The organism is Streptomyces bicolor (genome assembly GCF_000719285.1).
Lineage (GTDB): Bacteria > Actinomycetota > Actinomycetes > Streptomycetales > Streptomycetaceae > Streptomyces > Streptomyces bicolor.
In genome coordinates this window covers 123,522-149,500 of record NZ_JOFS01000011.1, presented here as the reverse complement: position 1 = coordinate 149,500, position 25,979 = coordinate 123,522, and the positions used below count along the sequence as shown (strand labels likewise).

At 71.6% G+C, this 25,979-nt stretch carries 21 protein-coding genes; 5 read left to right on the top strand and 16 right to left on the bottom strand.

Features of this window, described 5'->3' with window-relative positions:
* Window positions 1-167: 167 nt before the first annotated feature.
* The gene (locus tag IF78_RS0117570) at window positions 168-659 is read left to right on the top strand and encodes a phosphatase domain-containing protein (protein ID WP_031482394.1); all 492 of its coding nucleotides are present in this window, start codon (window positions 168-170) and stop codon (window positions 657-659) included.
* Window positions 660-683: 24 nt separating this feature from the next.
* Here the strand turns inward: IF78_RS0117570 and IF78_RS0117565 are convergent, their stop codons facing one another.
* The 5 genes from IF78_RS0117565 to egtA form a co-directional block, all read right to left on the bottom strand.
* Window positions 684-899 (bottom strand): dodecin, encoded by a 216-nt coding sequence (locus IF78_RS0117565; protein WP_031482392.1) that lies wholly within the window; start codon window positions 897-899, stop codon window positions 684-686.
* Between the two features lie 91 nt (window positions 900-990).
* A complete protein-coding gene (gene egtD, locus IF78_RS0117560) occupies window positions 991-1,953 on the bottom strand; it encodes an L-histidine N(alpha)-methyltransferase (protein WP_031482390.1) in 963 nt (320 codons plus the stop codon).
* A complete protein-coding gene (egtC, locus tag IF78_RS0117555) occupies window positions 1,950-2,747 on the bottom strand; it encodes an ergothioneine biosynthesis protein EgtC (protein WP_031482386.1) in 798 nt (265 codons plus the stop codon). Before egtC ends, egtD begins: the two co-directional genes overlap by 4 nt.
* Window positions 2,747-4,066 (bottom strand): ergothioneine biosynthesis protein EgtB, encoded by a 1,320-nt coding sequence (gene egtB / locus IF78_RS0117550; RefSeq protein WP_031482385.1) that lies wholly within the window; start codon window positions 4,064-4,066, stop codon window positions 2,747-2,749. Before egtB ends, egtC begins: the two co-directional genes overlap by 1 nt.
* On the bottom strand, window positions 4,063-5,403 hold the full coding sequence (gene egtA, locus IF78_RS0117545) for an ergothioneine biosynthesis glutamate--cysteine ligase EgtA (protein ID WP_031482384.1): 1,341 nt from the start codon (window positions 5,401-5,403) through the stop codon (window positions 4,063-4,065). The genes egtB and egtA overlap by 4 nt, the downstream gene beginning before the upstream one ends.
* Before the next feature lie 300 nt (window positions 5,404-5,703).
* Here egtA and IF78_RS0117535 point away from each other — a divergent pair, with 300 nt between their 5' ends.
* Entirely contained in the window at window positions 5,704-6,528 is an 825-nt protein-coding gene (locus IF78_RS0117535) for a TIGR02452 family protein (RefSeq protein ID WP_031482383.1), read from the top strand.
* Here the strand turns inward: IF78_RS0117535 and IF78_RS0117530 are convergent.
* The 4 genes from IF78_RS0117530 to IF78_RS0117515 all read right to left on the bottom strand — a co-directional run bounded on the left by IF78_RS0117530 (window position 6,513) and on the right by IF78_RS0117515 (window position 10,304).
* Window positions 6,513-6,959, bottom strand: a complete 447-nt coding sequence (locus IF78_RS0117530) for a type II toxin-antitoxin system PemK/MazF family toxin (RefSeq protein WP_031482382.1) — start codon at window positions 6,957-6,959, stop codon at window positions 6,513-6,515. The genes IF78_RS0117535 and IF78_RS0117530 overlap by 16 nt on opposite strands.
* 63 nt (window positions 6,960-7,022) lie before the next feature.
* Window positions 7,023-8,492 (bottom strand): SPFH domain-containing protein, encoded by a 1,470-nt coding sequence (locus IF78_RS0117525; RefSeq protein ID WP_031482381.1) that lies wholly within the window; start codon window positions 8,490-8,492, stop codon window positions 7,023-7,025.
* 133 nt (window positions 8,493-8,625) lie between these two features.
* Window positions 8,626-8,844, bottom strand: a complete 219-nt coding sequence (locus IF78_RS0117520) for a hypothetical protein (RefSeq protein ID WP_031482380.1) — start codon at window positions 8,842-8,844, stop codon at window positions 8,626-8,628.
* A gap of 35 nt (window positions 8,845-8,879) precedes the next feature.
* Window positions 8,880-10,304: an amidase gene (locus IF78_RS0117515; RefSeq protein ID WP_031482379.1), complete on the bottom strand. Its 1,425-nt coding sequence runs from the start codon at window positions 10,302-10,304 to the stop codon at window positions 8,880-8,882.
* Between the two features lie 248 nt (window positions 10,305-10,552).
* Here IF78_RS0117515 and IF78_RS0117510 point away from each other — a divergent pair, with 248 nt between their 5' ends.
* Complete coding sequence (locus IF78_RS0117510; RefSeq protein WP_031482378.1) at window positions 10,553-11,941, top strand: glycoside hydrolase family 43 protein; 1,389 nt, start codon at window positions 10,553-10,555, stop codon at window positions 11,939-11,941.
* Window positions 11,942-11,988: 47 nt separating this feature from the next.
* On the opposite strand, the gene IF78_RS0117505 is transcribed toward IF78_RS0117510, so the two are convergent.
* The gene (locus tag IF78_RS0117505) at window positions 11,989-12,912 is read right to left on the bottom strand and encodes an AraC family transcriptional regulator (protein WP_031482376.1); all 924 of its coding nucleotides are present in this window, start codon (window positions 12,910-12,912) and stop codon (window positions 11,989-11,991) included.
* Window positions 12,913-13,026: 114 nt separating this feature from the next.
* On the opposite strand from IF78_RS0117505, the gene IF78_RS0117500 reads away from it, so the two are divergent.
* On the top strand, window positions 13,027-14,019 hold the full coding sequence (locus IF78_RS0117500) for a zinc-dependent alcohol dehydrogenase family protein (protein ID WP_031482374.1): 993 nt from the start codon (window positions 13,027-13,029) through the stop codon (window positions 14,017-14,019).
* 90 nt (window positions 14,020-14,109) lie between these two features.
* Here IF78_RS0117500 and IF78_RS0117495 read toward each other — a convergent pair whose 3' ends face one another.
* Window positions 14,110-17,061 carry a type 1 periplasmic-binding domain-containing protein gene (locus IF78_RS0117495; RefSeq protein WP_031482370.1) on the bottom strand — a complete coding sequence of 984 codons (2,952 nt, stop codon included), beginning with the start codon at window positions 17,059-17,061 and terminating at the stop codon, window positions 14,110-14,112.
* A 177-nt stretch (window positions 17,062-17,238) separates the two neighbouring features.
* Between IF78_RS0117495 and IF78_RS0117490 the strand changes: the two genes are divergently transcribed.
* Entirely contained in the window at window positions 17,239-17,910 is a 672-nt protein-coding gene (locus IF78_RS0117490; RefSeq protein WP_031482368.1) for a TetR/AcrR family transcriptional regulator, read from the top strand.
* 112 nt (window positions 17,911-18,022) lie between these two features.
* Here IF78_RS0117490 and IF78_RS0117485 read toward each other — a convergent pair whose 3' ends face one another.
* The 5 genes from IF78_RS0117485 to IF78_RS0117465 all read right to left on the bottom strand — a co-directional run bounded on the left by IF78_RS0117485 (window position 18,023) and on the right by IF78_RS0117465 (window position 25,920).
* Window positions 18,023-19,690 (bottom strand): carboxylesterase/lipase family protein, encoded by a 1,668-nt coding sequence (locus IF78_RS0117485; RefSeq protein ID WP_031482366.1) that lies wholly within the window; start codon window positions 19,688-19,690, stop codon window positions 18,023-18,025.
* Between the two features lie 52 nt (window positions 19,691-19,742).
* Window positions 19,743-20,996 (bottom strand): choice-of-anchor Q domain-containing protein, encoded by a 1,254-nt coding sequence (locus IF78_RS0117480; RefSeq protein ID WP_031482364.1) that lies wholly within the window; start codon window positions 20,994-20,996, stop codon window positions 19,743-19,745.
* 572 nt (window positions 20,997-21,568) lie between these two features.
* Window positions 21,569-22,621, bottom strand: coding sequence for an alcohol dehydrogenase catalytic domain-containing protein (locus tag IF78_RS0117475; protein WP_031482361.1), 1,053 nt, complete (start codon window positions 22,619-22,621; stop codon window positions 21,569-21,571).
* A gap of 25 nt (window positions 22,622-22,646) precedes the next feature.
* Complete coding sequence (locus IF78_RS0117470; protein ID WP_031482359.1) at window positions 22,647-23,654, bottom strand: NADP-dependent oxidoreductase; 1,008 nt, start codon at window positions 23,652-23,654, stop codon at window positions 22,647-22,649.
* A gap of 220 nt (window positions 23,655-23,874) precedes the next feature.
* Window positions 23,875-25,920 carry a spermine/spermidine synthase domain-containing protein gene (locus IF78_RS0117465; protein WP_051827969.1) on the bottom strand — a complete coding sequence of 682 codons (2,046 nt, stop codon included), beginning with the start codon at window positions 25,918-25,920 and terminating at the stop codon, window positions 23,875-23,877.
* Window positions 25,921-25,979: the final 59 nt, after the last annotated feature.

The following is a 25,979-nucleotide window of genomic DNA, read 5'->3' as shown; positions in this document are numbered from 1 at the left end:
TTCGCGGATGCCTACGCGGTGCCCGACGGGAGACTCGTCGGGGCGGCGTCGGACCGGTGCACTCGCTGATCGACGGCAACGCGTCATGGCGCGGTTCCGGCAGGAGACTTGAGCTTCCCGACAGGAAGGTCGAGCACCGTCAGACACGGCGCCTTAGGGTGAGGGGTGTGACCGACCGCAACGCACTCCCGCTCGCCGTGTTCGACCTGGACAACACCCTCGCCGACACGGCACACCGGCAGCACTTCCTGGAGCGCAAACCGCGCGACTGGGACGGCTTCTTCGCGGCCGCCCCGCAGGACCCGCCGATCACGGAGGGCATCGCGCTGGCGCTGGAGTGCGCCGAGGAGTGCGAGGTGCGCTATCTGACCGGGCGGCCCGAGCGCTGCCGGCGCGACACGCTGGACTGGCTCGCCGCGCACGGGCTGCCCGAGGGGCGGGTGTACATGCGGCGCAACGACGACCGCAGGCCCGCCCGGCGTACCAAGCTGGAGATCCTGCGCCGCCTCGCCCGCACCCGGGAGATCCGGGTTCTGGTGGACGACGACGAGCTGGTCTGCGAGGACGCCGAGCGGGCCGGTTTCTCCGTCGTACGGGCACGCTGGACCGCCCCCTCCGCCGCGCTGAAGGTGGCGCAGGAGCAGGAGGGGCGGACCTGAGGGCGAGGTACCGACCGGCCGGTGCTACTCGGCTTCCTCCAGGCGGAAGCCGACCTTCATGGTCACCTGCCAGTGCGCGATCTCCCCGTTGTCGAGCTGGCCGCGCACCTCGGTCACCTCGAACCAGTCCAGGTTGCGCAGGGTCTGCGAGGCCCGCGATATGCCGTTGCGGATGGCCTGGTCCACGCCCTCGGGCGAGGTGCCGACGATGTCCGTGACCCGATAGGTGTGGTTCGTCATGTGGGTGCTCCTCTCCCGTGACTCCGCCGTGGCGGATCTGTCACGCGTCATTCCACCGTGCCCCAAGGCGGGGCATCGCGCGAGCCGTCCGTCACCGTGCCACGCTCAGTGACAGGGCGAAGCGACCCTCGCCGTCCGTCCACCAGTGCGCCAGTTCCAGCCCGGCCGCGAACAGTTCCGCGCCCACACCCTCCTTGCGGAACTTGGCCGACACCTCGGTGCGCATCTCCTCGCCCGCCGCGAAGTCCACGGCGAGCTCGAGCGCGGGCACCTTCACCGTCTGTGCCGTACGGGAGCGCAGCCGCATCTCGATCCACTCGTTGCGCGCGTCCCAGAGCGCCACGTGGTCGAAGGCCTCGGGCTCGAAGTCGGCGCCCAACTCGCGGTTGAGCACGCTCATGACGTTCTTGTTGAAGGCGGCCGTCACCCCGGCCGCGTCGTCGTACGCCTCGACCAGGACCTTCTCGTCCTTCACCAGGTCCGTTCCGAGCAGCAGCGCGTCGCCGGGGGCGAGGAGCTCGCGCACAGAGGCGAGGAACGCCGCCCGCTCGGCCGGCAGCAGATTGCCGACCGTGCCACCGAGGAACGCCACCAGCCGGGGGCCCGGCGTGTCCGACAGGGCCAGTCCGCCCGTGAAGTCGGCGATCAGGGCATGCACGTTCAGGCCCGGCCGCTCCTCGACGAGCGCCTGCCCGGCCTGGGTCAGCGCGCTCTCGCTGACGTCGACCGGGACGTACGTGTGCAGCGCGGTCAGCGCGTCGAGGACATACCGCGTCTTCTCCGAGGAGCCGGAGCCCAGCTCGACCAGGGTGCGGGCGCCGGTCGCCGCGGCGATCTCGGCGGCCCGGTCGACGAGGATCTCGCGCTCGGCGCGCGTCGGGTAGTACTCGGGCAACTCGGTGATCCGATCGAAGAGTTCGCTTCCCCGCGCGTCGTAGAACCACTTCGGCGGCAGCGTCTTCGGCGTGCTCGTCAGGCCCTTCAGAACGTCGGCGCGCAGTGCGGCGTCGGTGGCGTCCTCGGGCAGGGTGCGGGTGACACGGAACGGACTCACGTGCTGGGCTCCTCCGGTCGTGCGGGTGCGGTTGCCAGGGTGTCGCTCGGGTCCTTGAGCGGGGTGAGCAGCACGTCGGTGCGGCTCGCCGCCAGCAGGGTGCGGTCGGGGACCTCACGCCAGTGCGGGTCGTCGTCGTAGGGCTCGGAGGCCACGACGGTGCCGCCGCCGGGCCGGGTCAGATACCACAGGGTGTCGCCCCAGGCGGTCGCGGTGATGGACTCGCCGTTGGTGAGCAGCAGGTTGAGCCGGGAGCCCGGGGCGGCCTCGGTGACCTCCACGACCGTGTCGGCCAGCGCCTGCCCCTCGTCGTCACCGCCGCGCAGACGGGCCAGGACCAACGCCCAGACGAGCGCGGAGTCGTTGCGGGCCTCCAGCGACAGCAGATCCACGGCGGGCACGGTCGCAACGAGCGGGGCCATCGAGCCGGGCCAGCCCTTCACGGCACCGTTGTGGCTGAACAGCCAGGTGCCCGCGGCGAACGGCGCCGCCGCGGCCTCACCGTCGGCGCCCGCCACCGTCGCGTCCCGTACGGCGGCGAGCAGCGCGGTCGTGCGTACGACCCGGGCCAGATCGGCGAAGGACAGGTCCGCCCAGATCGGACCGGCCCGGCGGTACCGCGCCGGCACCGGGTCCCCCTCGGCGTACCAGCCGACCCCGAAACCATCGGCGTTGACAGTCCCGTACCGCTGCCGCCGAGGCGCCCACGACTGGCGGTACAGGCCGTGCGGGGGTTCCACGAGGAGTCGGCCGAGCGGCTCCTCGGTTCCCAGGTAGGCCAGGTGACGGCACATCAGACGTCCCCCGTGGAGCGGGCCGTACGGAACCCGGAGAAGATCTGCCGCCGTATCGGATAGTCCCAGTTGCGGAAGGTGCCCCGGCAGGCCACCGCGTCCACGGCGAACGAACCGCCGCGCAGTACCTTGTGCTCGGGGCCGAAGAACACCTCCGAGTACTCCTTGTACGGGAAGGCCTGGAAGCCCGGGTACGGCAGGAAGTCGCTCGCCGTCCACTCCCACACGTCACCGATCAACTGCCGTACGCCGAGCGGCGACTCACCCTCGGGGTAGCTGCCGGCCGGTGCCGGGCGCAGGTGGCGCTGGCCGAGGTTGGCGTGTTCGGGAGCGGGGTCGGCGTCGCCCCACGGGTAGCGCGTCGAGCGGTCCCCGGCCGGGTCGTACCGGGCCGCCTTCTCCCACTCGGCCTCGGTGGGCAGCCGCCGCCCGGCCCAGCGGGCGTAGGCGTCGGCCTCGTACCAGCACACGTGCAGGACGGGCTCCTGAGGCGGTACGACCTCCGTGACGCCGAACCGACGGCGCAGCCACTGTCCGCCGTCCCGGCGCCAGAACAGCGGGGCGTGGATGGAGTGGGCGCGGATGTGCGCCCAGCCCTGCGGCGTCCACCAGCGGTCGTCGTCGTAGCCGCCGTCGTCGATGAACGCCTGGTACGCGGCGTTCGTCACCGGCGTCGTGTCGATGTAGAACGGCGGCACCTCGCGCCGGTGCGCCGGGCGTTCGTTGTCCAGCGCCCAGGGCTCGGTGGAGGTGCCCATGGTGAACGGGCCGCCGGGGACCAGGACTTCGGACGGCCCCGTGAACAGCGGCACCGGTTCCGGGTCGGGGGCGGTCAGGGCCTGCGGGCCCTTGCGCAGCTGATGGGTGATCAGCATGGTCTCGTCGTGCTGCTGCTCGTGCTGCGCGATCATCCCGAAGGCGAAGCCCGCCTCGGTCAGCCGCGTCCCGTGGAACGCGGTGCTCTCCAGGATGTCCAGCACCCGGCCACGCACCTCGGCCGCGTAGTGCCGGGCCTCCGTAGGCGGCAGCAGGGGCAGCGAGGGACGTTCGGCACGCGGGTGCTCGAAGGCGTCGTAGAGGCCGTCGATCTCGGGCCGCATCGCCTCCCGTCCGGCGACCGCCCGGAGCAGCCACTGCTCCTCCTGGTTGCCGATGTGCGCCAGGTCCCACACCAGCGGAGACATCAGCGGCGAGTGCTGGGCGGTGAGGTCGGGGTCTTCGACACAGCTGGTCAGCAAGGTCGTGCGGGCACGGGCGGTGGTGAGGGTGGTCAGCGCCCGCTCGCGGAGTGTGTCGGCGTCGAGGGCGGGGTCGGTCATGTGCGGATGTCCTTCCCGTGCAGGTTGGGGGAGCCCCCGCTCGAGCGACGTCGATAGTGGGGGAGGTCCGTGCCGTAGAGCTCGTCCAGCAGGTCGTCGGCGGGGCAGCGGCCCTTGACGACATAGCGGTCGCGGTACGCCGCGACGGCCTCCGTGACCTCGGTCGTGGCCCCCAGCCGGGGCAGCGCCTCCAGGGCCGCCGCGAAGCACTCCACGGCGACCTCGCGCAGTTCGCGATCGGCGAGCCCGGATCTGGCCGCGTCGATCCACAGCGGGTTGTGCGGCGCGGACAGCGCGAGGGCGCGCTCGGCCAGCGGCTTCACCGCGCGGTAGGCGGTCTCGGCGGCTTCGGGGTCGTCGAAGAGCGCGGTGGTCACCGCGAGCGGCACGATCCAGCCGTCCTCACCGGGCTGCGCGTCGATCATGCGCAGTTCCAGATGGCCGCGCGGTCTGACCGGCGGGAACAGCGTCGTGAGGTGGTAGTCGAGGTCCTCGTGGGTCGGGGGTCTGGGCGCCCCCGACCTGGTCCAGTCCCGGAATGTCAGGCCGTCCGGGACGTCCCACGGGCCGCCGTCCCGCCGTACGCACATCACCGGCGCGTCCAGCACGTGCCGCGCCCAGGCAGACCGCGGATCGCCGTCCAGTGGGGGCGCGCCCGCGCGGCCCGGGCCGATCTCCGTCCACAGCAGCTGCCGGGTGGAGAGCCAGCCGGTGGGCTCGCGCCCGGCCAGCGGGGAGTTGGCGAACACGGCGACCAGCACCGCCCCCAGCTGGTGCGCCAGCCACCAGCGCCGCCCGTGCCCGAGGGGGCCGGGCTCCTCGTAACCGGCGTCCAGGCAGACCTGCACGGAGGCCGAGGTGCACATCATGGCGCGGCCGGCCGGGCCCACCCGGTCCAGGCACGCCTCCATGGCGTCGTAGCGCGGCTCGCGCAGGAACCGGCGCGGCGAGTGCCAGGGGTCGTTGCCGATGCCGACGAGACCGAGATCGTGCTCGCGCAGGACCGCACGGGCGGCGGCGAGGTCGGCGGAGACGGTACCGATGCACTCCATCAGGGAGGCGGCGGGCGGCGAGCTGAGCTCCAGCTGGCCGCCGGGTTCGACGGTGAGCGCCGACGTCAGAGGCACGGTCCGCAGTGCGGCGTAGGCCGCTTCGAGTCGTTCGGGTGTCACGGGGAGCTGCGGGCTGCGCAGCTCATGGACCAGCCATTCCACTTCGACCCCGAGGGTGCGGGGCGGGCCGGTCTTGAAGCAGATGCCCCTGACCAGGGCCTCCACCTCGGCTTCGGTGACTGCGGTGCGGGGTTGCTCCGTACAGTCACTTACCGAATCGGACATGTCGGGATCCTCCTGAGAGTCCACGATGCCATCGGCCCTCGGATCCCGCGGGCCGGGTCGGCACACTCGTCCCACCCAAGACCCTCACGTCGCATCGCACAAGGGTGCGTACCGGCACGTTCCGGGTCGGTAATCTCCGCACGCCCCGTGTTTCCGAGGGCTTTTCCGGTCGTTCGCGCAGGCCGTCGCGGACCGGGAAATTCCATTGCACCGCATGACCAGCATCGCCCAGGATCGGTGCATGAGCACGACGGGGGAGATCGCGCGGAGCGCGGTCATGGCGCACACGGGGGTGGCGCCATGAGCGCGCGCCTGCGCGGCATCGCACAGGAGACGGAACGGATCGTCGCGGAGGGCGCGTACCGTGCGCCGGGCGGCCGCGAGGTGTCCCTCGTGGCGGCGATCGAGGCGGCACGGGCCGGGACCCGGATGCACGGGCCGGACCCGGTGCCGGTGCCGGAGGCCTCCGTGGCTGAGACGTTCTTCGAGGTCACGGGCGAGAGCAGCCTGGAAGCCGCCCGCCGCATCGACGGCAGCGCGGCCGTACTGAACTTCGCCTCGGCCCGCAACCCCGGCGGTGGTTATCTGAACGGCGCCCAGGCCCAGGAGGAGGCCCTGTGCCGCGCCTCGGCGCTGTACACCTGCCTTCTGGAAGCCCGCGAGTTCTACGACCACCATCGCGCCCACCGCGACCCGTTCTACACGGACCGTGTCATCCATTCACCCGCCGTGCCCGTCTTCCGTGACGACCGCGGCCGCCTGCTGGACGAGCCGTACACCGCCGGCTTCCTGACCGCCGCCGCGCCCAACGCGGGTGTCATACGGCGCACGGCACCGGAGCGCATGGCCGAGCTGCCGGACGCGCTCGCGACACGCGCCGAGCGCGTACTGGAGACGGCCGCGGCACACGGGTACCGGCGCCTGGTGCTGGGCGCGTGGGGCTGCGGGGTGTTCCAGAACGACCCGGCGCAGGTGGCGGGGGTGTTCCGGGCACTGCTCGGGCCCGGCGGGCGGTTCGCCGGGGCCTTCGAGCAGGTGGTGTTCGGGATCCTGGACCGCACGCCGGACAGCCCGGTTCGAGCCGCTTTCGGCCGGGCGTTCCCGGAGCGTCAGGTCCAGCCGTAGCGTTCGTGCAGCCGGTGCCTGACCAGGTTGAACCGCCCGCGGTCCAGGGCGCAGGCCTCCCGGCGCATGCCTTCCTCGTGCAGGCGGAGGATGCGGTCCACGTCGACCCAGGAGTCACGCCCCGACCGGTCCCACGGCCCGCTGCCGATGGCGACCCACTCGCGGTCCCCGTCGTGCCGCTTGCTGGACAACTGCACGGCGAGAAAGGTCCCGGCGGCCTCCCGGGCCACCACGAGCACCGGGCGGTCCTTGCCCCGCCCGTCGTTCTCCTCGAAGGGGACCCAGGTCCAGACGATCTCCCCGGGGTCGGGGTCGCCGTCGTGCGCGGGGGAGTACTCGGTGCGCACCTTGCCGACGCGGCGGGGGTCGGCTTCGGTGGTGGCGGTGGGGCCGTGGCGGCCCGGAACGTTCTCATCGGTAAGCGTGCTCACGGGGGCACCTTAGGGGCTGCCCCCGTGAGTTACGCGTGGAGGGTCACCGGTTACGCGTGAAGGTCACTTCTCGTCCACCGGCACCTTCTGGGCGAGCCCGTTGAGGGACGACGCCTCTTTCGGGGCCTGCCCGTTCTGGTTCATCGAGGCCAGCAACTGGCGGGCCAGCCCCAGTCCCGTACCGCCCATCGTGAGCGCCTTGGCGAACATGTCCGCCATGCCGTCGGCGCCGTTGAGCAGCACCATGTTGTCGACGCTGCCGAAGGCCGACGCGCCGGCCCGGACGATCTCCGGCCAGTTCTCGGCGAGTTGCTGGGCGACCACCGCCTCCTGGTTCTCCGCGAGGGCGGCCGCGCGGGCCTTGATCGCCTCCGCCTCCGCGAGACCCTGCGCCTTCGTCGCCTCGGCCTGCGCGAGTCCCCTGGCCTGAGCGGCGGCGGCCTCCGCCTCACCCGTGGCCCGGGTCGCCGCCGCCGTGGCCGCGCCGCGCGTCTTGGTCGCCTCGGCCTCGGCACCCGCGGCCGTCTTGACCTGGGTCGCCTCCGCGGCGGCAGCCAGCTCCGTCTCCTTCGCCTTGGCCTGCGCCGCCGAGATCCGCGCGTCGCGCTCGGCCTCCGCCAGCGTGCGCTTCTCGTACGCCTGCGCGTCGGCGGGTTTACGGACGTCCGCCTGGAGTTGCTGCTCGCGCCGGTGCGCCTCCAGTTCGGCGACCCGCGTCTCCTGCACGACGACCTCCTGCCGGGCGGCCGCCTCGGCCAGCGGCCCGGCCTGGCGGGACTTGGCGGCGGCCTTGTCGCGCTCGGCCTGGTAGCCGGCCTGGAGGATCTCGCTGTCCCGGGTGGCCTCGGCCATCCGCGCGAACGACTGCTGCTCCGCCTCCGTGGCCAGCCGGTTCGCCTCGGCCTGCGCGATACGCGCGTCCCGCTGGACGGCCGCCGCGTGCGGGGCGGCCAGGTTCTGGATGTACCCGGTGGGGTCCTCGATCTCGTGGATCTGCAACGAGTCGACGATGAGCCCCAGCTTCTCCATCTCCGTGCCGCACGCGGCCCGGGTCTGCCCGGTGAGCTTCTCGCGGTCGCGGATCATGTCCTCGACCGTCAACCCGCCGACGATGGACCGCAGATGACCGGCGAACACGTTGTGCACCCGCTCCGACATCAGCTTCTGCTGGTCCAGGAAACGGCGGGCCGCGTTGGCGATCGACACGAAGTCGTCGCCCACCTTGAAGATGACCACGCCCCGCACCTTCAGCGGAATGCCCTGATGGGTCACGCAGTCCACCTGCAACTCTGTCTCGTTCAGGTCGAGCGACAGCCTGCGCACCGCCTGCACACCGGGCAGCACCAGGGTGCCGCGCCCGGTGACGATACGGAAGCCCATGCCCTCCTCGAGGCCCTCCGTACGATGCTTGGAACCGGAGATGACGAGCGCCTCGTTCGGCTCCGCGACCCGCCACATCATCTTGAACACACCGATCAGCACGAGAACGGCGGCTACGGCCGCTCCCGCCACGACGCCGACGACCATCGGCATACGCCCCCTTTGCCTGGCGCCCTTTCGGCACCGAACGCAAGGGAGTGTGCGCCCGCGCGACGCCCGGGTACAGACGTCGGCGGATCCTTGCCGAAACCTTGACGCGGCCGGCTCCCACCCGCGCCGGGGCGGCTCAACTGTCGTATGCGGCCTGGACGTAGACGGTCCGCGGCGGTTGGTACTCGACCACCATCACCACCGTGCCCCGCTCGATGCGGTCCGTGCCGGTGGCCGGATAGGCGAGGAAGTGCTCGGCGCCGCCGCGCACCCGGACGATCACCTCGCCGACGAGTCCGGGCCCGATCGTCCCCGTGACCCGTCCCATGAGCCCGACCATCGAAGCATCCCCCATGACCACAGGGTAGGTCCTGGGCCCAGGAGTTGGCGTCAGGCGACTGCCGTGGGTGCCGTCTCGTCCTGCTGCGGCGGCCACCGCTCGTGCCAGCGCAGCTCCGCCTCCAACTGGGCCGCCAGCGAGATCAGCAGGGGCTCGCTGTTCGCCGGTCCCAGCAACTGGGCGCCGACGGGCAGGCCGCCCACGAATCCGGCGGGGACGTTGACACCGGGCCAGCCCAGCACGTTCCAGGGCCAGGCGTAGGGGCAGGCGGCGATCATCGCGCGGTCGGTGGCGAATCCGCCGAGGCCGAGCATCGCGCCGATCCGGGGCGGGGGAGCGGCGGTCGTGGGCGCGAGGACGACGTCGTACGACTCGTAGAACGCGCCGATACGACGGTGCAGGACCGCCTCCGCGCGCCGGGCCGCCCGCAGCGGGGCCCCGCCGAGCAGCCGGCCCAGGCGGGCGGCGCTGCGGGTGCGGGGGTCGAGCAGCGCGGGGGTGGGCACCTCGCTCGCCCACTCGGCGATACCGGCCGTCGCACGGGGGAGGAAGGTCAGCCCGATCTGGCCGTACGGCGGATCGGCCTCCTCGACGACGTGCCCCAACGCGCTCAACTTCTCGGCGAGTTGGACGACCCTGGCTCGCACCTCCGGCCGCAGGCGGGCGGGCAGGGCGGTGAACGGCGGCTTGAGGGAGAGCGCGATACGCAGCCGGCCGGGGTCGCGGCCGGCCGCCTCGAAGGCGTCGACGGCCGGCGGACGGTGCGGATCGAGGTCGTGGTTGCCGGCGGCCGCGTCCAGCAGGAGGGCCGCGTCGGCCACGGTGCGGGCGAGGGTGCCGTTGACGGTGATGCCCTGGAACGACTCGCCGCGCGGCCAGGTCGAGATGCGGCCGCGCTGCGGCTTGATGCCGATCAGATGGGTCCAGGACGCGGGGATCCGCACCGAGCCGGCGCCGTCCGAGCCGAGCGCGGCGGGAACGAGTCCGGCGGCGACCGCGGCGGCCGAACCGCCGGACGAGCCACCGGGAGTGTGCTCCGGGTTCCACGGATTGCGCGTCGCTCCGAACGCGGGCCCCTCGGTGAACGGCCACTGCCCCAGTTCGCAGGTGTTGGTCTTGCCGACGATGACGGCCCCGGCCGCGCGCAGCCGCCGTACCGCCTCGCCGTCCTCGGCGACGGGCGGGAACACCCCGCCGCACCCGAACGCCGTCGGCTCGCCCGCCACGTTCATGTCGTCCTTGACCGCGACCGGAACGCCCAGCAGTGGCCGGCGCCCGCCGGCGGCGAGCTCCTTGTCCGCGGCCTCGGCCTCGGCGAGGGCGGCTTGCGTCCGGATCACCCGGAAGGCGTTGAGCGACTCCTGGGTAGCCTCGATGCGCGCCAGCGCCTGAGCGACGAGCGCCCGCGACGTCACCTCCCCGTCGGCCAGCGCGCGGGCGGACTCGGCGAGGCCTACGGCACGGTCGGGCGTCATACGGGCACCTCCGGGACGACGTTGTCTACCGAACGGTAACCTCCAGGGGCCCGTGGTGGAACGGTTTCGCCGGGCGCGGCCCGTGGTTCACCACAGGTTTCACTCAGTCCCGCTTTCTCATGCTCGAACCATTGACGCACCCGGACCCCACCCCTACCTTCTGATCGAATCTCCGAACTGCGTTCGATATTTCGAACTCTCGTGCTCGAACCCGTTCGGAGTCCCTTGAGCCGTAGGGAGAGCCGCACGTGATCCGACGCCCCCACACCCCGTCCCGCCGCGCCCTGCTGCGCGCGATGGCCGCCGTGCCCGCCTCGGCGCTGATCCTGGGCGAGGCACCCGGCCTGCTCGGCACGGCCCTGGCGGCCGCGCCGCCGAGCGGCTCGGCCACCCGCTACACCATCGTGCCGTTCCTGAACAGCAACGACGGGACCGTGAACGTCTACCAGTCGGACGACGCCACCGACTTCCGCCTGGCCCGGGCCTCCGCCTACACGCCGCCGAGCAACCGCATCCGCGACGCGAGCATCTTCAGGCACACCAACGGCTACTACTACATCACCTACACGACCCACACCTGGCAGGACACCAGCACCACCATCGGCTTCGCCCGCAGCACCGACCGGGTCAACTGGACCTTCCTGTACGACTACCCGGTCCCGATCACGAACCTCTCCCGGGCCTGGGCGCCGGAGTGGTTCGTGGACAGTGACGGCAGCGTCAACATCATCGTGTCCTGCTCGACGGCCAACGACGAGTGGATCTTCACCCCGTATCTCCTCAAGGCCACGAACTCCGCTCTGACAGCGTGGAGTTCACCGGTGGCGCTGTCCGGCATCGGCGCGAACCACATCGACACCTTCATCGTGAAGATCGGCTCGACCTACCACGCCTTCACGAAGAACGAGACGACGAAGTACATCGAGTACGCGACGGCGGCCGGCCTCACCGGCCCCTACACGATCTCCCGCACGGGCAACTGGGCGGGCTGGGGCAGCTACCGCGAGGGCCCGGCGCTGGTGCAGCTCGACAACGGCGGCTGGCGCCTCTTCTTCGACGGCTACGGCGACGGCACCTACTACTACAGCGACAGCTACGACACCTTTGCCACCTGGTCCGCCCCGGCCGCCCTGCCCGCCGTGTCGGGAACGGCCCGCCACTTCACGGTGATCAAGGAAACGGTCTCGGGCGGCCCGACCCTGGCCAGGAACGTCACCCGTTCCTTCCAGTCGGCCAACTACTCCACCCGCTACTGGCAGTCGCAGTCCTCCCTGCTCAATCTCCCGGTGGTGAGCAGCTCCAGCACGACCGCCGAGAAGCAGGCCTCGACGTTCACCGTGGTGGCCGGCCTCGCCGACGCGAACGGCTACTCCTTCCGCGACACGTCCGGCCGGTATCTGCGCCACTGGGACTTCCGGGCCCGCTTCGACACCAACGACGGGACATCGACGTTCGCCAAGGACGCCACGTTCATCGCCCGCACCGGCACGACGAGCGGCTCTATCCGCTTCGAGTCGTACAACTACCCCGGCTACTACCTGCGGCACTACGGCTACCAGCTCCGGGTGGAACGGTCGGACGGGACGGATCTGTTCCGACAGGACAGTTCGTTCGCGCCGGTTGGCGCCTGGGCCTGACCTGCGCTGCTGCTGACCTGGAATCCTGGGGCGATGGACCGCCCGGCTCACGACGCCCTGCGCCGGTACTGCCCCGGCGCCACGCCGAACTCGCGCTTGAAGGCCTTGGCGAAGGCGAACTCCGAGGTGTAGCCCGTGCGCTGGGCGACGAGTCGGAGCGGTGTGTCGTCCTCGCGGAGCAGGCGGCCGGCCGTGGTCATGCGCCACCAGGTGAGGTACGTCAGCGGGGGCTGACCCACCAGGGAGGTGAAGCGGCGGGCGAAGGCGGCGCGTGACAGGCCAGCCCGGAGACCGAGTTCGCCGACCGTCCAGGGGTGGGCGGGGTTCTCGTGGATGGCGCGCAGGGCCGCCGCGATGCCGGGGTCGGCGAGGGCGGCGGCCCAGCCGGTGGGGTGCTCGGGGTTCTCCTGGCCCTCTCGCTGCCACCAGGCGCGCAGGATGTAGAGCAGCAGGGTGTCCAGGAGGTTGGCGACGATGGTGTCCGAGCCGGGCTGCGGTTCGGCGAGTTCGGCGCCGAGCAGCTCGACCGCCGTGCGCAGGGAGCCGTACGCTCCGACGCGGGCGGGCAGGTGGACCACCTCGGGCAGTTCCGTCAGCAAGGGGTGCGCACGGGTGCGGTCCAGCAGATAGGCGCCGCACAGCATCACGGTGTCGGGCGTCGAATCCCTTCGCGGGGTGGGAAGCTCGGGCCAGCGGCCCGCACCGTCCAGCTGCACGTCCTCCAGCGGCGCGTCGGGGGAGCCGGCGATCGCGTGGCCGCGCCCGTGCGCGAGGAACGCCACGTCCCCCGGCGCCAGTGCGACCGGCTCACCGTGCGCGGGCATCAGCCAGGCCGAGCCCCGCAGCACCACATGGAACCCGGCGCCGCCCGCGGCCTCGAACCGCACCCCCCAGGGCGCGTAGTTCTCCCGCAGTCCGGAGTGCGGCCGGCCGGTGCGTATCGCGGCGACCGCGTCACTGAGCACGTCCATGCCCGCAACGCTAACCGCCGCGTACGGCGCCGTACTGCGCGGAAGACGATCGGACAGGAAACCGAGACAGTGAGGCATGGCTCGTCTCACGGGCCGCTGCCTAGCGTTGACCGCATGTCAACTACCGCACGTACCGTGCTTTTTCATGAAATCGGCGGTCCCGACGTCCTGACCGTCGAGGAGACCGAGCTGCCCGCCCCCGGCCCCGGCGAGGTCCTCGTCCGTGTGGAGGCGCTCGCCCTCAACCGCGCCGAGGCGCTCTTCCGCTCGGGCGGCTACTTCTACCAGCCGACCCTGCCGGGCTCCCGCAACGGCTACGAGGCCGCCGGCCAGGTGGCGGAGGTCGGCCCGGGAGTGACCGCCTTCGCGCCGGGCGACCTCGTCCTGACGGCCGCCAATCACGAGCTGAGCGCGCACGGTGTCTACGGCGACCTGGTCCTCATGCCCGAGACCGCCCTGGTCCCGCGCCCCACGGGGGTGGACGCGGTGACCGCGGCCGCGGTCTGGGTGACGTACTCGACGGCCTACGGCGCCCTCGTCGAGCGGGCGGGGATGAAGGCGGGCGACCATGTGCTGATCACCGGTGGGTCCAGCGGCGTCGGCACCGCCGCGATCCAGGTGGCCCGCCGGGCCGGTGCCGTGCCGGTCGTCACCACGCGCACCGAGGCCAAGCGGCAGCGGCTGCTCGACCTGGGCGCGGAGCATGTGATCGTCTCCGACAGCGAGGACGTGATCAAGGAGACGAAGCGGCTGACCGGTGGTCGCGGCGCCGAGATGGTCCTGGACGCCATCGGCGGTGCCTGGTTCGCGGCCCTGGGGGACGCGGCCGTGGAGGACGGCACGCTGATCTGCTACGGCTGGCTGAACGAGGAACCCGTCCTGCTGCCCATGCAGTGGCCGCTGACCGTGCTGGGTTACAACAACTTCGTGCTCACCGGCTCGGCGGACGGCCGCCGCCGCGCCGCCCACTACATCGGCTCCGGCCTCTCCGACGGCACCCTGAAGCCGGTCGTGGCAGAGGTCTTCGACGGCCTGGAGGCCATCCGGGAAGCCCATCGCCTGATGGACTCGAACGCGCACACCGGCAAGATCGTCGTACGCGTCTGACAACACCCGAGCGGCGGCCACGAGGGGGGTGGTCCTCGGTCGATGCCCTGACACTTGGGGACCGCCGCGCCCCACCCCCGAACCACGGGATCACTCCTCGCTGCACACCGTGTCCGGGTCGGCCCCCTTGCGGCCCGGCGGCGCGGAGAGCGGTTGGTCGCTGCCGGCCGGCCGGCCGCACACCGTTTCCGATCGGACCTTGTGGTCCCGGTAGGTCACCCGGACGATCTTGTAGCCGTGCCCCCGCTGGTCGGCGTAGGGCTGGCTGCCGGCGAAGCTGACCGTGCCGACCGGCAGGTTCGGGTTGGGGCGCCAGCGCAGGTCGGCCCAGGTCTCCGGGGCGGTCTGCGGGGCGTCGCCGTTCTTCGAGGCCCGGTACAGCACGGCGGTGGCGCTGTAGGCCAGTACCGCCTGGCCGCTGGAGAACAGCGCGTCGTCCCAGGGCCGGGCAGGGTCGGGGAGCGGGGTCGCCGTCGCGCCCGCGGGGAGCAGGTCGCCGAGCACACGGTGCGCGTCCTGGTAGAAGCCGGTCGCGCCGACGAGGTCCATCGGTGCCAGCGCGAAGTGGTAGAGGGTGACCTCCGGCGGGATGCGCAGGCTCTCGCCCTCGTCGTAGTTGCTCTTGGCCAGGTCGTCGCCGGTGAACACGGTGATGTTCCGGCCGGAGCAGCCGGGCGTCGAGCCGAGTTGGGACATCAGGTTGGGTACGTCCTCCACCCGGCCCGCGAAGTACAGGGCCCTGGGCACGGGGCGACTGGCGCAGATCGCCTCCACCGGGTCGGTGAGTTCCGGTTCGCCGTTGGGACTCAGTCGGTACGACCGGGAGGGGAGCAGGCCGAAGCCGGCCTGGTCCAGCATCTGCTTGCCCACCCTGGCCTGTTCGGTCGTGTAGAAGTCCTTCTCGCTGCCGACCTTGCGGGCCAGGACCACGGCCCGGGAGCCGTCCTCGCGCCGGGCGAGTTGCCTGGCGACGACGAGCAGCGCGTTCGCCTCCTCCTCGTCGGTGGCGGCCAGCCCGAACCAGTTCGACAACTGTCGTGCCAGATGGCTCCCGGAGTTGGTGGTGCTCACCACGGGCAGGCCCGCGCCCTTGAGGATCTCCACGGCGTCATCGCTCTCCGTGGTGTCGCGCCCAAGGCCAACGACACCGACGACCGACCGGTCGCGCCGGGCCAGCTCCGCTATGTGCCGGGCCATGGGCAGCACCTGGAGCATGTTCTCGCCGCTGTTGGCGAGCAGGACCCTTATCTTGGTCGGCTGGTGGGTGCTGACATTGGCGTAGTGCTGGTAGAGGTAGACACCCGTGAGCTCCTCGAGTCCCTTACGGGTGTCGGACTCGTCCGCCGCGGTGATCGGGCCGGCGTAGACGATCGTCACGTACTTGTCCTTCGGGCCGATCCTCGCGTTCTCGGCCCTGATCGCCTGCTCGACGGCGTCGAAGGTGATGCCCTTGCCGGCACCGTAGAGTTCCAGCCCGTTGCCCGCGGCCAGCCGTACGTCCCCGGTCGCGACCCCCACGCACTCGCCGCCCACCAGAACGGAGTCCGTGTTGGAGCCGATCAGCCGGCCCTCGCAGTAGCGCTGGGCCATCCACCGGTTGCCCAGGAAGCCGAGGCACAGGGCGATGGCCAGCACCACCGACAGGCAGGGCCTGGACCACAGCAGCCAGGCAGCCGTACGGCGGATCCTGGTGGTGGAGTGCTGCGCGGAGTGCCGGCGGCGCAACTCGTCCGCGGACAGCGGTATCCGCAGGATCCACGGCAGCGCGGCCGACCGCCCGGGGGACTGGCCGACGTTGAGGCCGGTCACCCACTCCTGATACCTGGCGTCCGCTCCGAAGGCGCGCTCCCCGTCGTCCTCCGCGGACCCGTCGGGACGCGGTGCGACCGGCAGCCCGGGCCCCTCGAAGCCCGGCGGCCGCAACCGCTCGGCCGCCGGGATCGCGGCCAGCCCCAGCAGTGGGTCCACTTCGCTGCGGCGGCTGCGCACGTTGCTGATCGCCCGCAGCAACAGCAGGCCGCCGTCGTCCTCGGTGGCGCACGGCAGGTACACCACGGGCGGAACCGTGCGCTTGCGGCGGCGCAGATCCAGCGTCCTCGGCCGGAAGTTGTCGCGCAGATCCTCCAGCAACGCCAGCACCCTCAGCTCCAAGTGGAACTGACGTGCCGTCAGGTCACCTGTCTCGGCGGCGACGACCTGCTGAGCCACGGCGAAGGCCCGGCCCCGGATGGTCTCCCAGGACTTCGTCGGCCGCCACCGGGACCACTCGGCCGCCTCCGGCCGGTCGCTCGACGGTGCCAGGAACGTGGTGGTCGCGAACCACCGGCTGGCCCGGCGCAGCCACAGCAACGGCGGAGCACTGCGCGCCAGCAGGTGCACCACGCCGAACGCGGCCAGCGCGAGCGCGCCGCCCCACACAGCGGTCTGCCATCCGCCCTCGCCCAGCAGCACGCTCAGGCAGGCGATGAACATCGCCCCCACGAAACCGGAAGGGTTCACCACGGCACCGACGGTGTCGGTCAGCGCCGAGACACGCCTGTCCTCGTCGGCCTCGTCCGGATCGCGCCCCGGCCGCCAGCGCAGCTCGGCCAGCCGTCGCATCAGCCGTTCGCGGCGCTGGGCGGCGGACCACACCGTGCTCACCTCCCCGCCGACCTCCGGCGCGGCCTGCTCGATGGCCCTCAGCAGCCGCGAGCGGGGAAAGGCGAAAGGCTTGTACTGGGACTGGTTCTGGTTGTCCCAGGGGTGCTCGCACAGTTGGCGCACCATGTCGATAGCGGAGGAGTACGCGTCCACGCCGCCCCCGCCGTCCAGCCGTTTGGCGATCAGCCCCCGCGGCTGATGGCCCTGGCGGACGAACTCCACGACCTGTGCGGCCCGCCGGTCGAGGGTGCCGGTCGGGTCCTCCTCGGCGGCCTGCAGGACCACCAGCGGCGTCACCGGCGGGTTGTCCCGGAAGTTGTCGATGAGCCGTCTCATCAACTCGAACACCGCGTCGGCAGCCTCGATCCCGGCGCTGCCGCTCCATGCCTCTCTCGCCACTTCATCCGCCCCCGTCGCATCCGCCCGACCCGGCACTCCCGGATCCGATGGAGATACCCATACCGGAAGTCGCTGCACCACACAGGCGTTCCGAGGCTTACGGACTTTCCCGGAACCGGCGTGCGGGCCGATCGTCCGGAGGGCACAGCGGCCTGTGCTTCCTCTAGAGTCGGCCGTATGACGCAGGCACCGGCCCAGGGCCGCGGCGCCCGGTCCCGGGACGCGATTCTCGACACCGCCGGCGAACTGATGGCGCGTTACGGCTATGCCGCCACGTCCATCTCGATGATCTCCGCCGCGTGCGGCCTGCCGGTCAGCTCCCTCTACTGGCACTTCGGAAGCAAGGACGGGATCTACGTCGCCGTGCTGGAGCGGGCCAGGACCACACTGCTGGCGGCCCTGCCCGTGGCCGAGATGCCGGGCACCGGCGTCAACGGGCGCCTGGAGGCCTTCCTCACCGAGGTCGGGGACGCCTTCCAGCGTCACCAGCCCGGTGTGCGGCTGCTGTTGGGGCTGGGCATGGTGCAGCAGGACGCCAGCGCTGCGGCCGTGGCCGAGGTGCGGCGCTACCGGGATGCGCTGGTGGTCTGGGCCCGGGACGCGCTGAGCGGCGTCTTCGGACTGGGTGATCGTCCCGAGGTGGCGGACGAGTTGGCCCGCTTCACACTGAGGATGGCGAGCGGTACGGCCGTGGCCCGCTGGTTCGATGCGGGTGCCGTCCTGGAGACCGGGCCGTTGCGTGTTGCCTTGCTGGCACTGGCGGCTCACCACGGCGTCGCCGTGCGGGACGCCCCGGGCGGGGGCGCCCCGTCGCGCGGCCTCACGAACCGTCCGGAGGCGCAACCGTAGAGAGGGCGAGGCTCTTGTCGCCGCGTAGGCGTTGATCAAGTGCGCACCGAAGCGACGGATCCGGCGGCGTCAGCCCCGGGCCAGGCCGGCCCACATCCACGTCACCGCACGATCAGCGCACGATCCTCCGGGAAGCGGGAGAGAGCTCCCAGAACGCGCAGTGGTGATCGGCCGCGAACCCGCCGGTGGGGCCGACCCGGTCGGGCGCCAGTACCTGGATGCGGTCCTCGTTGGGCGTGTAGCGCGGCCAGGAGGGTGTTCCGGGCCCGTTGGGATCGCCGGTCGCGGCGAACCGGGCCCAGTAGGCGGTCATCGTCGCGGACAGCCGGCGCTGGGCCGGTGTCAGGGGCCGCACCGTGTTCATGGGGAAGAGATAGGCCAGTTCGGAGGCGTGGAAAGCGCCCTGTGGTGTGTGGGGCGCCGGGATGAACGGTGGTGCCTGGGGGTCCGCGAACTCGTAGGCGTAGACGAGCGTCCGAGTGCCGTACAGCCGGCTGTCGGCCCGCGCCGGGCAGGCGAACCGCTGGTCGGTGACGACGGCGGAGTAGGCCAGGTTCGGTGAGGGATGGGCCGACGCCGGGTACGTGTCGAGGACCGCCGCCGCACGGTCGCCGTGCTGGAGCCTGATCAGCGCGGCGTACGAGGCGGGGGTCAGTGGGCCGCCGCCGAGCAGGTCCACGTACAGCGCGGTGAAGTAGCGGTATTCGTCATGGGTGTTGCCGCTCAGCGTCGGGACCGCGTTCACCCGTCCCTGCGCCCACGCCGCGTCCGGAGGGTGCGGCAGGACGCGCGGGCCGGTGTTCGGGCCCCACAGGGACGCCGTCCCGGTCCCGGCGGCGCGGATGAGCTCGGTGACCGGCACGGCGCGCAGACAGGCCGCCGCCGTGGTCGGGTCGGGGCAGCCCACGGAGGCCGCGAAGCCGTTCCCCTTGCGCTCCGCCGCGTCGAGCGTGAGGGGTGCGAGAGCGCCGGGTGAGATGCAGCTTCCGCTCTGCTGGATCGCCCGGTGGAAGAGCCCCTTCGCGGTCGGCGAGGCGATGTGGGCGCAGGTGTCCACTGATCCGGCCGACTGGCCGCCGAGCGTCACCCGGTTCCGGTCGCCTCCGAAGGCGCCGATGTTGTGCCGCACCCAGCGAAGCGCGGCCTGCTGGTCCATCAGACCGTAGTCGCCGGAGGCGTTGTCCGCGCTCTCCGCCGACAGGGCGGGGTGGGCGAGGAACCCCAGTGCGCCGAGGCGGTAGTTGACGGTCACCACGACCAGGCCCTGCGCGGCGAGCGCCGAGCCGTCGTAGTCGCTGCCCGCGCCGTAGGCGTTGCCTCCGCCGTGCAGCCAGACCAGCACCGGGAGGGGGCGGCCGGTGGTGCGGGCCGGGGTCCACACATTGAGGTACAGGCAGTCCTCCGTGGTGCTGCCGGTGAGGTTGGACTCGCCGGGCAGGACGGGACCGCCGTCGGGGAGCAGGGTCAACGGCATTTGGGGACAGGGGCGGGCCGGTGCGGTGGCGTCCCGGACGCCGTGCCAGCGTGCGGCGGGCCGCGGCGCACGCCAGCGCAGCGCACCGGTCGGCGCGGCGGCGAACGGCACCCCCTGGAAGACCCGCCCGCCGTCGCGGCCGACCGCCCCGCGCACCCAGCCGCGATCGGTGCGCACGACCAGCGAGTCGTGGCCGGGGTCGGCGTCGGCGCGGGCCGTGGGCGGGGGAGTGGTGAGGGACAGCAGCAGGGCTGCGGCGATGGCCATGACGCGGGCAAGGGTGTGGCGCAGTCTCGGAGAACTCATCTCATCGCATCCTCATCGGTTTTGATGCCGGTGCGGGGGTCGGGACGCGCGGTCATGGCATGCGCTCGTAGGCGCCGATATCGCAGGCGGTGCCCTGGGGGCGGGCGATGCCGCGCTGGTCGGTGGCGGGGCAGTCGGCGGCGGCGTCCACGGCGAGGCTGCCCGGGAGCAGCGCCGCGGTGTCCGTGGGACCACCGTTGTCCGTGAGCGGGCCGACCAGGGGGTCACGGCTGGGCAGATCGCCTGCGGCGGTGAGGTGACAACTTCCGTCGGCGTCGATGTTGTGGCCCAGCGACGTGATGGTGGCGAAGGCCTTCTCGCAGTCGGCGGCAGCGCCGTCGACGGTGTTGCCCGCGACGACGGAGTTGCGCAGGGTCATGCGTCCCAGGGGCAGATCGATGATGTCGGGGATGGGCTCGGGCAGACTGTCGAGGTAGGCCGGGGCGATGTTGATTCCGCCCCCGCCGTGGCTGGAACTGTTTCCCGTGATGGTCGAGTTGAGGATCTGCACCGTTTCCGTGCCGCGGATGTCGATGCCTCCGCCGTAGCCGCCCAGGCTGCCGGGGCGGTCGCCGGGGTCCGTCACCCGGTTGTCGGCGATCGTCGAGTTCGTCACGGTCCCGCCGGCGTCGAACCTGATGCCGCCGGCCTCTCCCGCGGCGTTCCCGCTGACCGTGCTGTCGACGAGATCCAGATGGGAGTCCGGGACGTTGAAGATGCCGCCGCCGTAGCCGGCGGAGTTCCCGGTCACGGCGACCCGACGCAGTGTCAGATGCCGTCCGTTGGCGATGCCGCCGCCTCCGGTGTCGGCGATGGGCAGTTCGCGTTGCCTGGCCCGTCCCCCGGTGATCGTCGTGTCCGATATGCGGGTGTCGGCCCGCAGGCGGAAGACGCGGTCCAGGAGGTTGGCGTCAATGACGGTGGTTCGCGCGCCGGATCCCCTGATCGTGGTGGGCGCGTCGACGTTCAAGTCGCCGGTCGTGGGGTCGGGGTTGTCGCCGACGATCAACCGGGGGTCGGGTGGGATCGTCAGCCGATAGTGGCCGGCGGGCAGCGTGATGGTGCTGCCGGGCCGCGAGTTGGCGGCCATCACCGCGGCACGGAGGGTGCACGCGCCGGACGCGGTGAGGCACCGGCCGTCAGACGCGTCGGCGTCCACCGCGTCGGACGTGGTGTCCACGGTGAATTCCGTAGGCCCGGCGGACGCGGGCGTGGCGGCGGATGCCGCAGTGACGGGGAGGTGCATCCCCGTGGCGACGGTGATGGCGACGGCGGCCAGTGCCGCCGGGGTGATTCCGACCCTCATGCGATGTACTCCTCTCGGCGAGGAAGCGGGACGTACGAGGACTCGACCGGTACGAGGACTTGCCGGCGGTTCGGGGCTGCGCGCCTCGTGCGGGCGCGCGCCTCGTCGGGTGCGCGGCTCGTGCGGGGTGGGCGGCCGGCGCAGTGGTGCCAGGTCGCTCCGGGCCGCCAGGCGGACCCGGGAGCGGGCGCAGGGAGGCCGTAGGGATGGAACGACCGGCGTGCATCACCCTGCTCTGGAGCGAGCGTTCCATTCAGAGAGGTCGGTGTCTACCGACGGGTAGGGGAATGACCGAATGGAGGCGGTGCCGCAGGGTGGGTCCGGCACGTCGCCGAACCCCCGCACGCCGAGAGTGCGCTGCTCGCCTCCGCCCGGGCGCAGGCCTCCCACGCCACCCACCGACGCGCACAGGCATGGCCAACTCGGCCACCTGCGGCTGGCTCGGGTCAAGGGGCGGCAACTGGGTGGATACCCCAGGCCTTTCCTGCCTGACGGCCCACCAGCGCCGCCCCGTCTTCAGGTCCGTCCCGTCTTCAGGTCAGCCCGGCCTTCAGGTCTGTTCCCAGCGCGGGTCAGCCGGTGGGGTCGAGGAGGATCTTGCGAACCCCGTCGGAGCGGCCGGCGAACAGTTCGTACGCCGCGGGGCCCTGGGAGAGGGGGAAGCGGTGGGAGACCACGACCTCGGGCTTGATCCTGCCGGCCTGGGCAAGGGCGATCAGGGCGGGGAGTTCGTAGTGGATCGAGCAGAGCCCGATGGCGAACTCGAGTTCCTTGATCTGCGCCAGTCCCATGTGGAAGGGGAACGCCTTGTTCTGGCTGACCCCGATCACGCTGACCCGGCCGGCCTGCCGTACGGCCTTGAGGGCCAGCTCGATGGTGGCGTCCGCGCCCACGGCCTCCACCACCGCGTCCGGTCCGCGTCCGCCGGTCATCTCCCGTATGACGGCCTTCGTGTCCTCGCCCTCGACCGGCTCGACCCCCAGGCCGGCGGCGAAGGCGCGGCGCTCCGCGACCAGGTCCGCCCCGAGCACGCGTGCGGCGCCCATCGCGAAGGCGGACTGGGCGGCCATGAGGCCGACGGGGCCGAGGCCGATGACCAGTACGGTCTCGCCGGGCTGGACACGGGCGCGGCGGCAGCCGTACCAGGCCGTCGGGGCGTTGTCCGTCAGGACGATGGCGGCCTCGTCGGAGATGCCCTCGGGCAGGTGCACCAGGTTGATGTCGGCATACGGCACCGCCAGGGCCTGGGCCTGGCTGCCGGGGAGCTGTGGGCTCACGCCGTAGCAGAGCTCCGTACTGGACTTGGCGCGCTCGCACCGGGCGGTGAACCCGGCCGCGCAGGCCTGGCACCGGGTGCAGCCGGCCGAGGCGGGCACCAGGACCCGGTCGCCGGGCTTGAACCGGGTGACCTGGTCGCCGGTGTCGACGACCACGCCGACGCACTCGTGTCCCGGTGTGTAGCCCAGTTCCGGGCTGAACGGGTTGCCGTGGTAGATATGCAGGTCGCTGCCGCAGATGCCGGCCGTGGTCACCTGGACGACCGCGTCGGTGGGGCTGGTGACGGCCGGGTCGGGGACATCCTCGTAGCGGATGTCGTGACGGCCGTGGTAGGTCAGTGCCTTCATCGGATCGCTCTCTCCCTCTGCCCGGTCAGTCCGCGATCTTCAGCACGAGCTTGCCGTGGTTCTCGCCACGGAAAAGGCGCATCAGGGTGTCGGGGAACGCGGCCACCCCACCGGACACCACGTCCTCCAGCGACTTCAGCCGGCCCTCCTCCCGCCACGCGGCCATCCGCGCGATGCCCTCGGCGTAGCGGTCGGCGTAGTCGAAGACCACCATGCCCGTCATGGTGGCCCGGTTGACCAGCAGCGACAGGTAGTTGGCGGGGCCCTGCGGCTTGGTGCTGTTGTACTGGGAGATCGCACCGCAGACGATGACGCGGGCACCGCGCGCCAGGCGCAGCAGTACGGCGTCCAGGACGTCGCCGCCGACGTTGTCGAAGTACACGTCGACGCCGTCGGGGGCGTGCTCGCGCAGCGCCTTGCGGAGGTCCTCGCTCTGGTAGTCGATCGCGGCGTCGAAGCCGAACTCGTCGACCACCAGCCGGCACTTGGCCTCGCCGCCGGCGATGCCGATGACCCGGCAGCCCATGATCTTGGCGATCTGACCGACGACGCTGCCGACCGCTCCCGCCGCACCGGAGACGACGACCGTCTGGCCCGGCTCGGGACGCCCGATGTCGATCAGGCCGAAGTAGGCCGTCAGGCCCGACATGCCGAGCGCGCCGAGATAGGTCGGCAAGGGGGCCGCCGCCGGATCGACCCTGGTCACGCCCTGCCCGTCCGACACGCAGTACTCCTGCACGCCGAAGGACCCCGTCACATGGTCGCCGGCCGGGAAGCCGGGGTGCCGTGAGGCGATCACACGTCCCACCGCGCCGGCGCGCATGACCTCACCGATCTCGACCGGGCGGATGTAGGAACGGCCGGCGTTCATCCAGCCGCGCATCGCCGGGTCGATCGACAGACAGAGCACCTGGACGAGGAACTCCCCGTCGCCGGGTTGTCCGACCGGCTCCTCGACGTGCTCCCAGTCGGTGGGCCGCGGCTCTCCCACGGGACGCGCGGCCAAGCGCACCTGGCGGTTGGTTCGGCTCATCTTCGGCGGCTCCTCGGACGATCGCTTGGGACTGGCGGCGGGCACGCTGGGCGGATCGCCCGTCGGCGCGAGCTGAGGTCGCCAGGTGACATACCAGCTGGTCGGTATGGCGTGTGAGCGTACGGTGCCGAGGCGTGGGAGGCAAGAGAGCCGGACTCGAGCGGGGCTCGGCAGGCGGCCCGCATGTGCACTGAGTGGGCCGGCCGCCGATCCGTGTCGCTCAGGTCTTGGCGGCCACCGTCTCCTCCGGCACCTGCGTCGCCTGCCCGCCCGGCCCCCTCCGGGTGAACCGCATGGCGACGCATGCCCCCAGGTACAGCGTGGCGACGACCAGCAGCAACGCCTGATAGCCCGTCACCAGAGCCAGGTACTCCAGCGCGCCCCCGGTCAGCGCCCCCAGCAGGTTCGCCCCGAACGCGGCTGTCGGGTCGGGGGCCTGTGCGAGGCGGTCCGAGAAGATGAGGTTGGCGCAGAAGATGGGGGCGAAGGCCAGGGCGATGGCGGCGGCCAGACGTCCGGCGAAGGGCAGTGAGAGCACGGCCTGCGTGGGAACGAGCCAGGCCACGGCGAGGGAGCCGAACAGGAGGAGCTGCAACAGCAACTGGTTGGCCTGTCGCATTCGGCGCCGGACCTCGACCGCCGCGAGGACGGAGAGCAGAACACCGAAGAAGACGAGGGCGTTGACCAGCCACGTCGTACCGAAGTAGAGCGCGAAGCCGATCACGTTCTTCGTTTCGAGCAGCATGAAGGCCGCGCCCAGCAGAAACATGTCGAAGTACCGGAACGTGCTGCGGATGCGAACCCCGGTCAGGCGCACCGACAGCAGCGTCACCAGCAGGATCGCGCCCAGGGCACCCAGGTAGAGCGTGGGGATGCCCCGGTGGAGCAGATACGGGAAGGGGTGGTCATCGCTCGCGGCCGCCGGGACCGGGCCGCTGGGCTGCCAGACCTGCTTGCAGGACTGGTCGGCAGGGGTCATCCCGGCCACCAGCACGGCCGCGTTCCGTTTGAACGTCGTCATGCAGGGTGCGTGGCCGTAGACGCTGTCGAGGTCGCCGGCGAAGCGGTCCACCAACCAGCTCTTGCGGTAGTAGTTGTACATGGCGAATGCGCCGTCCGGCGCCAGGTGATCGCGCGCGGCCTCGAACGCCTGCCGGGTGAACAGGTAGCTCTCGAGCCGCAGATTGCTCGCACCCGACACCAGGGTCAGGGAGTCCGGGAGGGCCAGGACGATGAGGTCGTACTTGGCGTCGGTCCGCTCCAGGAACGCGCGTCCGTCGTCGATGTAGGTGTGCACTCTGGGGTCGTCGTAGGGCCTGGCGGGGTGCAACGTCGCGCCGATCTCCTGCAGGCGGGGATCGATCTCGACCGCGTCCACCCGCTCTGCTCCGTGCGCCAGCGCGACGGCGACGTCGTTGCCGTTGCCGGCCCCGATGATCAGCACGCGCTTGTGCGGGTTCTGGGGTGTCTGGTCGTACGCCTGCCGGTACGGCGAGTTCTCGCGCATCAGCACCGGGAGTGGCGCGGTGCTCTGGTGGGGGACGCCGTTGGCGGAGATGTAGTAGGTGCGGGTGGCGGTCGGCGAGGGTTTGAGCTGGATCTTGTAGTAGGGCGACCAGGAGACACCGGTCGTGGTCGTCTCCAGGAACAGCGCGGCGACCATCGCCGTGAGGGGGATCCCGTACAGCAGGGTGTTGCGGCGCCCGCCGAGGACCAGCAGGGCCGCGGCGGCGAGTACGCCCCACACGACCGAGGGGGCGCGGAGCCACGACAGTACGGCGAAGGAGACCGAGCCGGCGATGCTGCCGAGCAGGTCGTAGCGGTAGGCGTCAAGCGAGGGGAGTTGCCGGAAGAGATCGGCGGTGATCTTGCCGATTCCCGCCATGATCACGGCGGTCAGCAGGAAGATGGCCGGCAGGGTCACCCACTGGGGCAGGCCGGTGGTCTTCACGGCGGTGAAGTAGATGACCTCGCTGCTGCTCTGACGCACCTGCACCGGATACGCGCGCACCAGGACGACGAGAAGCGCGAGCGGGATCGGCGTCCAGCGTTTGAGCCACTGCCCGCGCGCGGCGGGGATCAGGAATCCGATGCCGATCCCGAGGAACGATCCCAGCAGGATGAAGTTCGAAAAGTAGCTGAGGTGGACGACGTTGGCGCCCGCCCATCTGATCAGCGCCAGCTCGACGAAGAGCATGGTGGTGCTGGCCAGCACGAGTCTCCAGCGCACCGAGCTTTCTGTTTGTCCGCCTTCGTTCAACTTCATGCCGGTTTACGGTGCCAGCTTCGGGACGGTGAGTCGAGATGCCTTGCCGGTGGATCGCG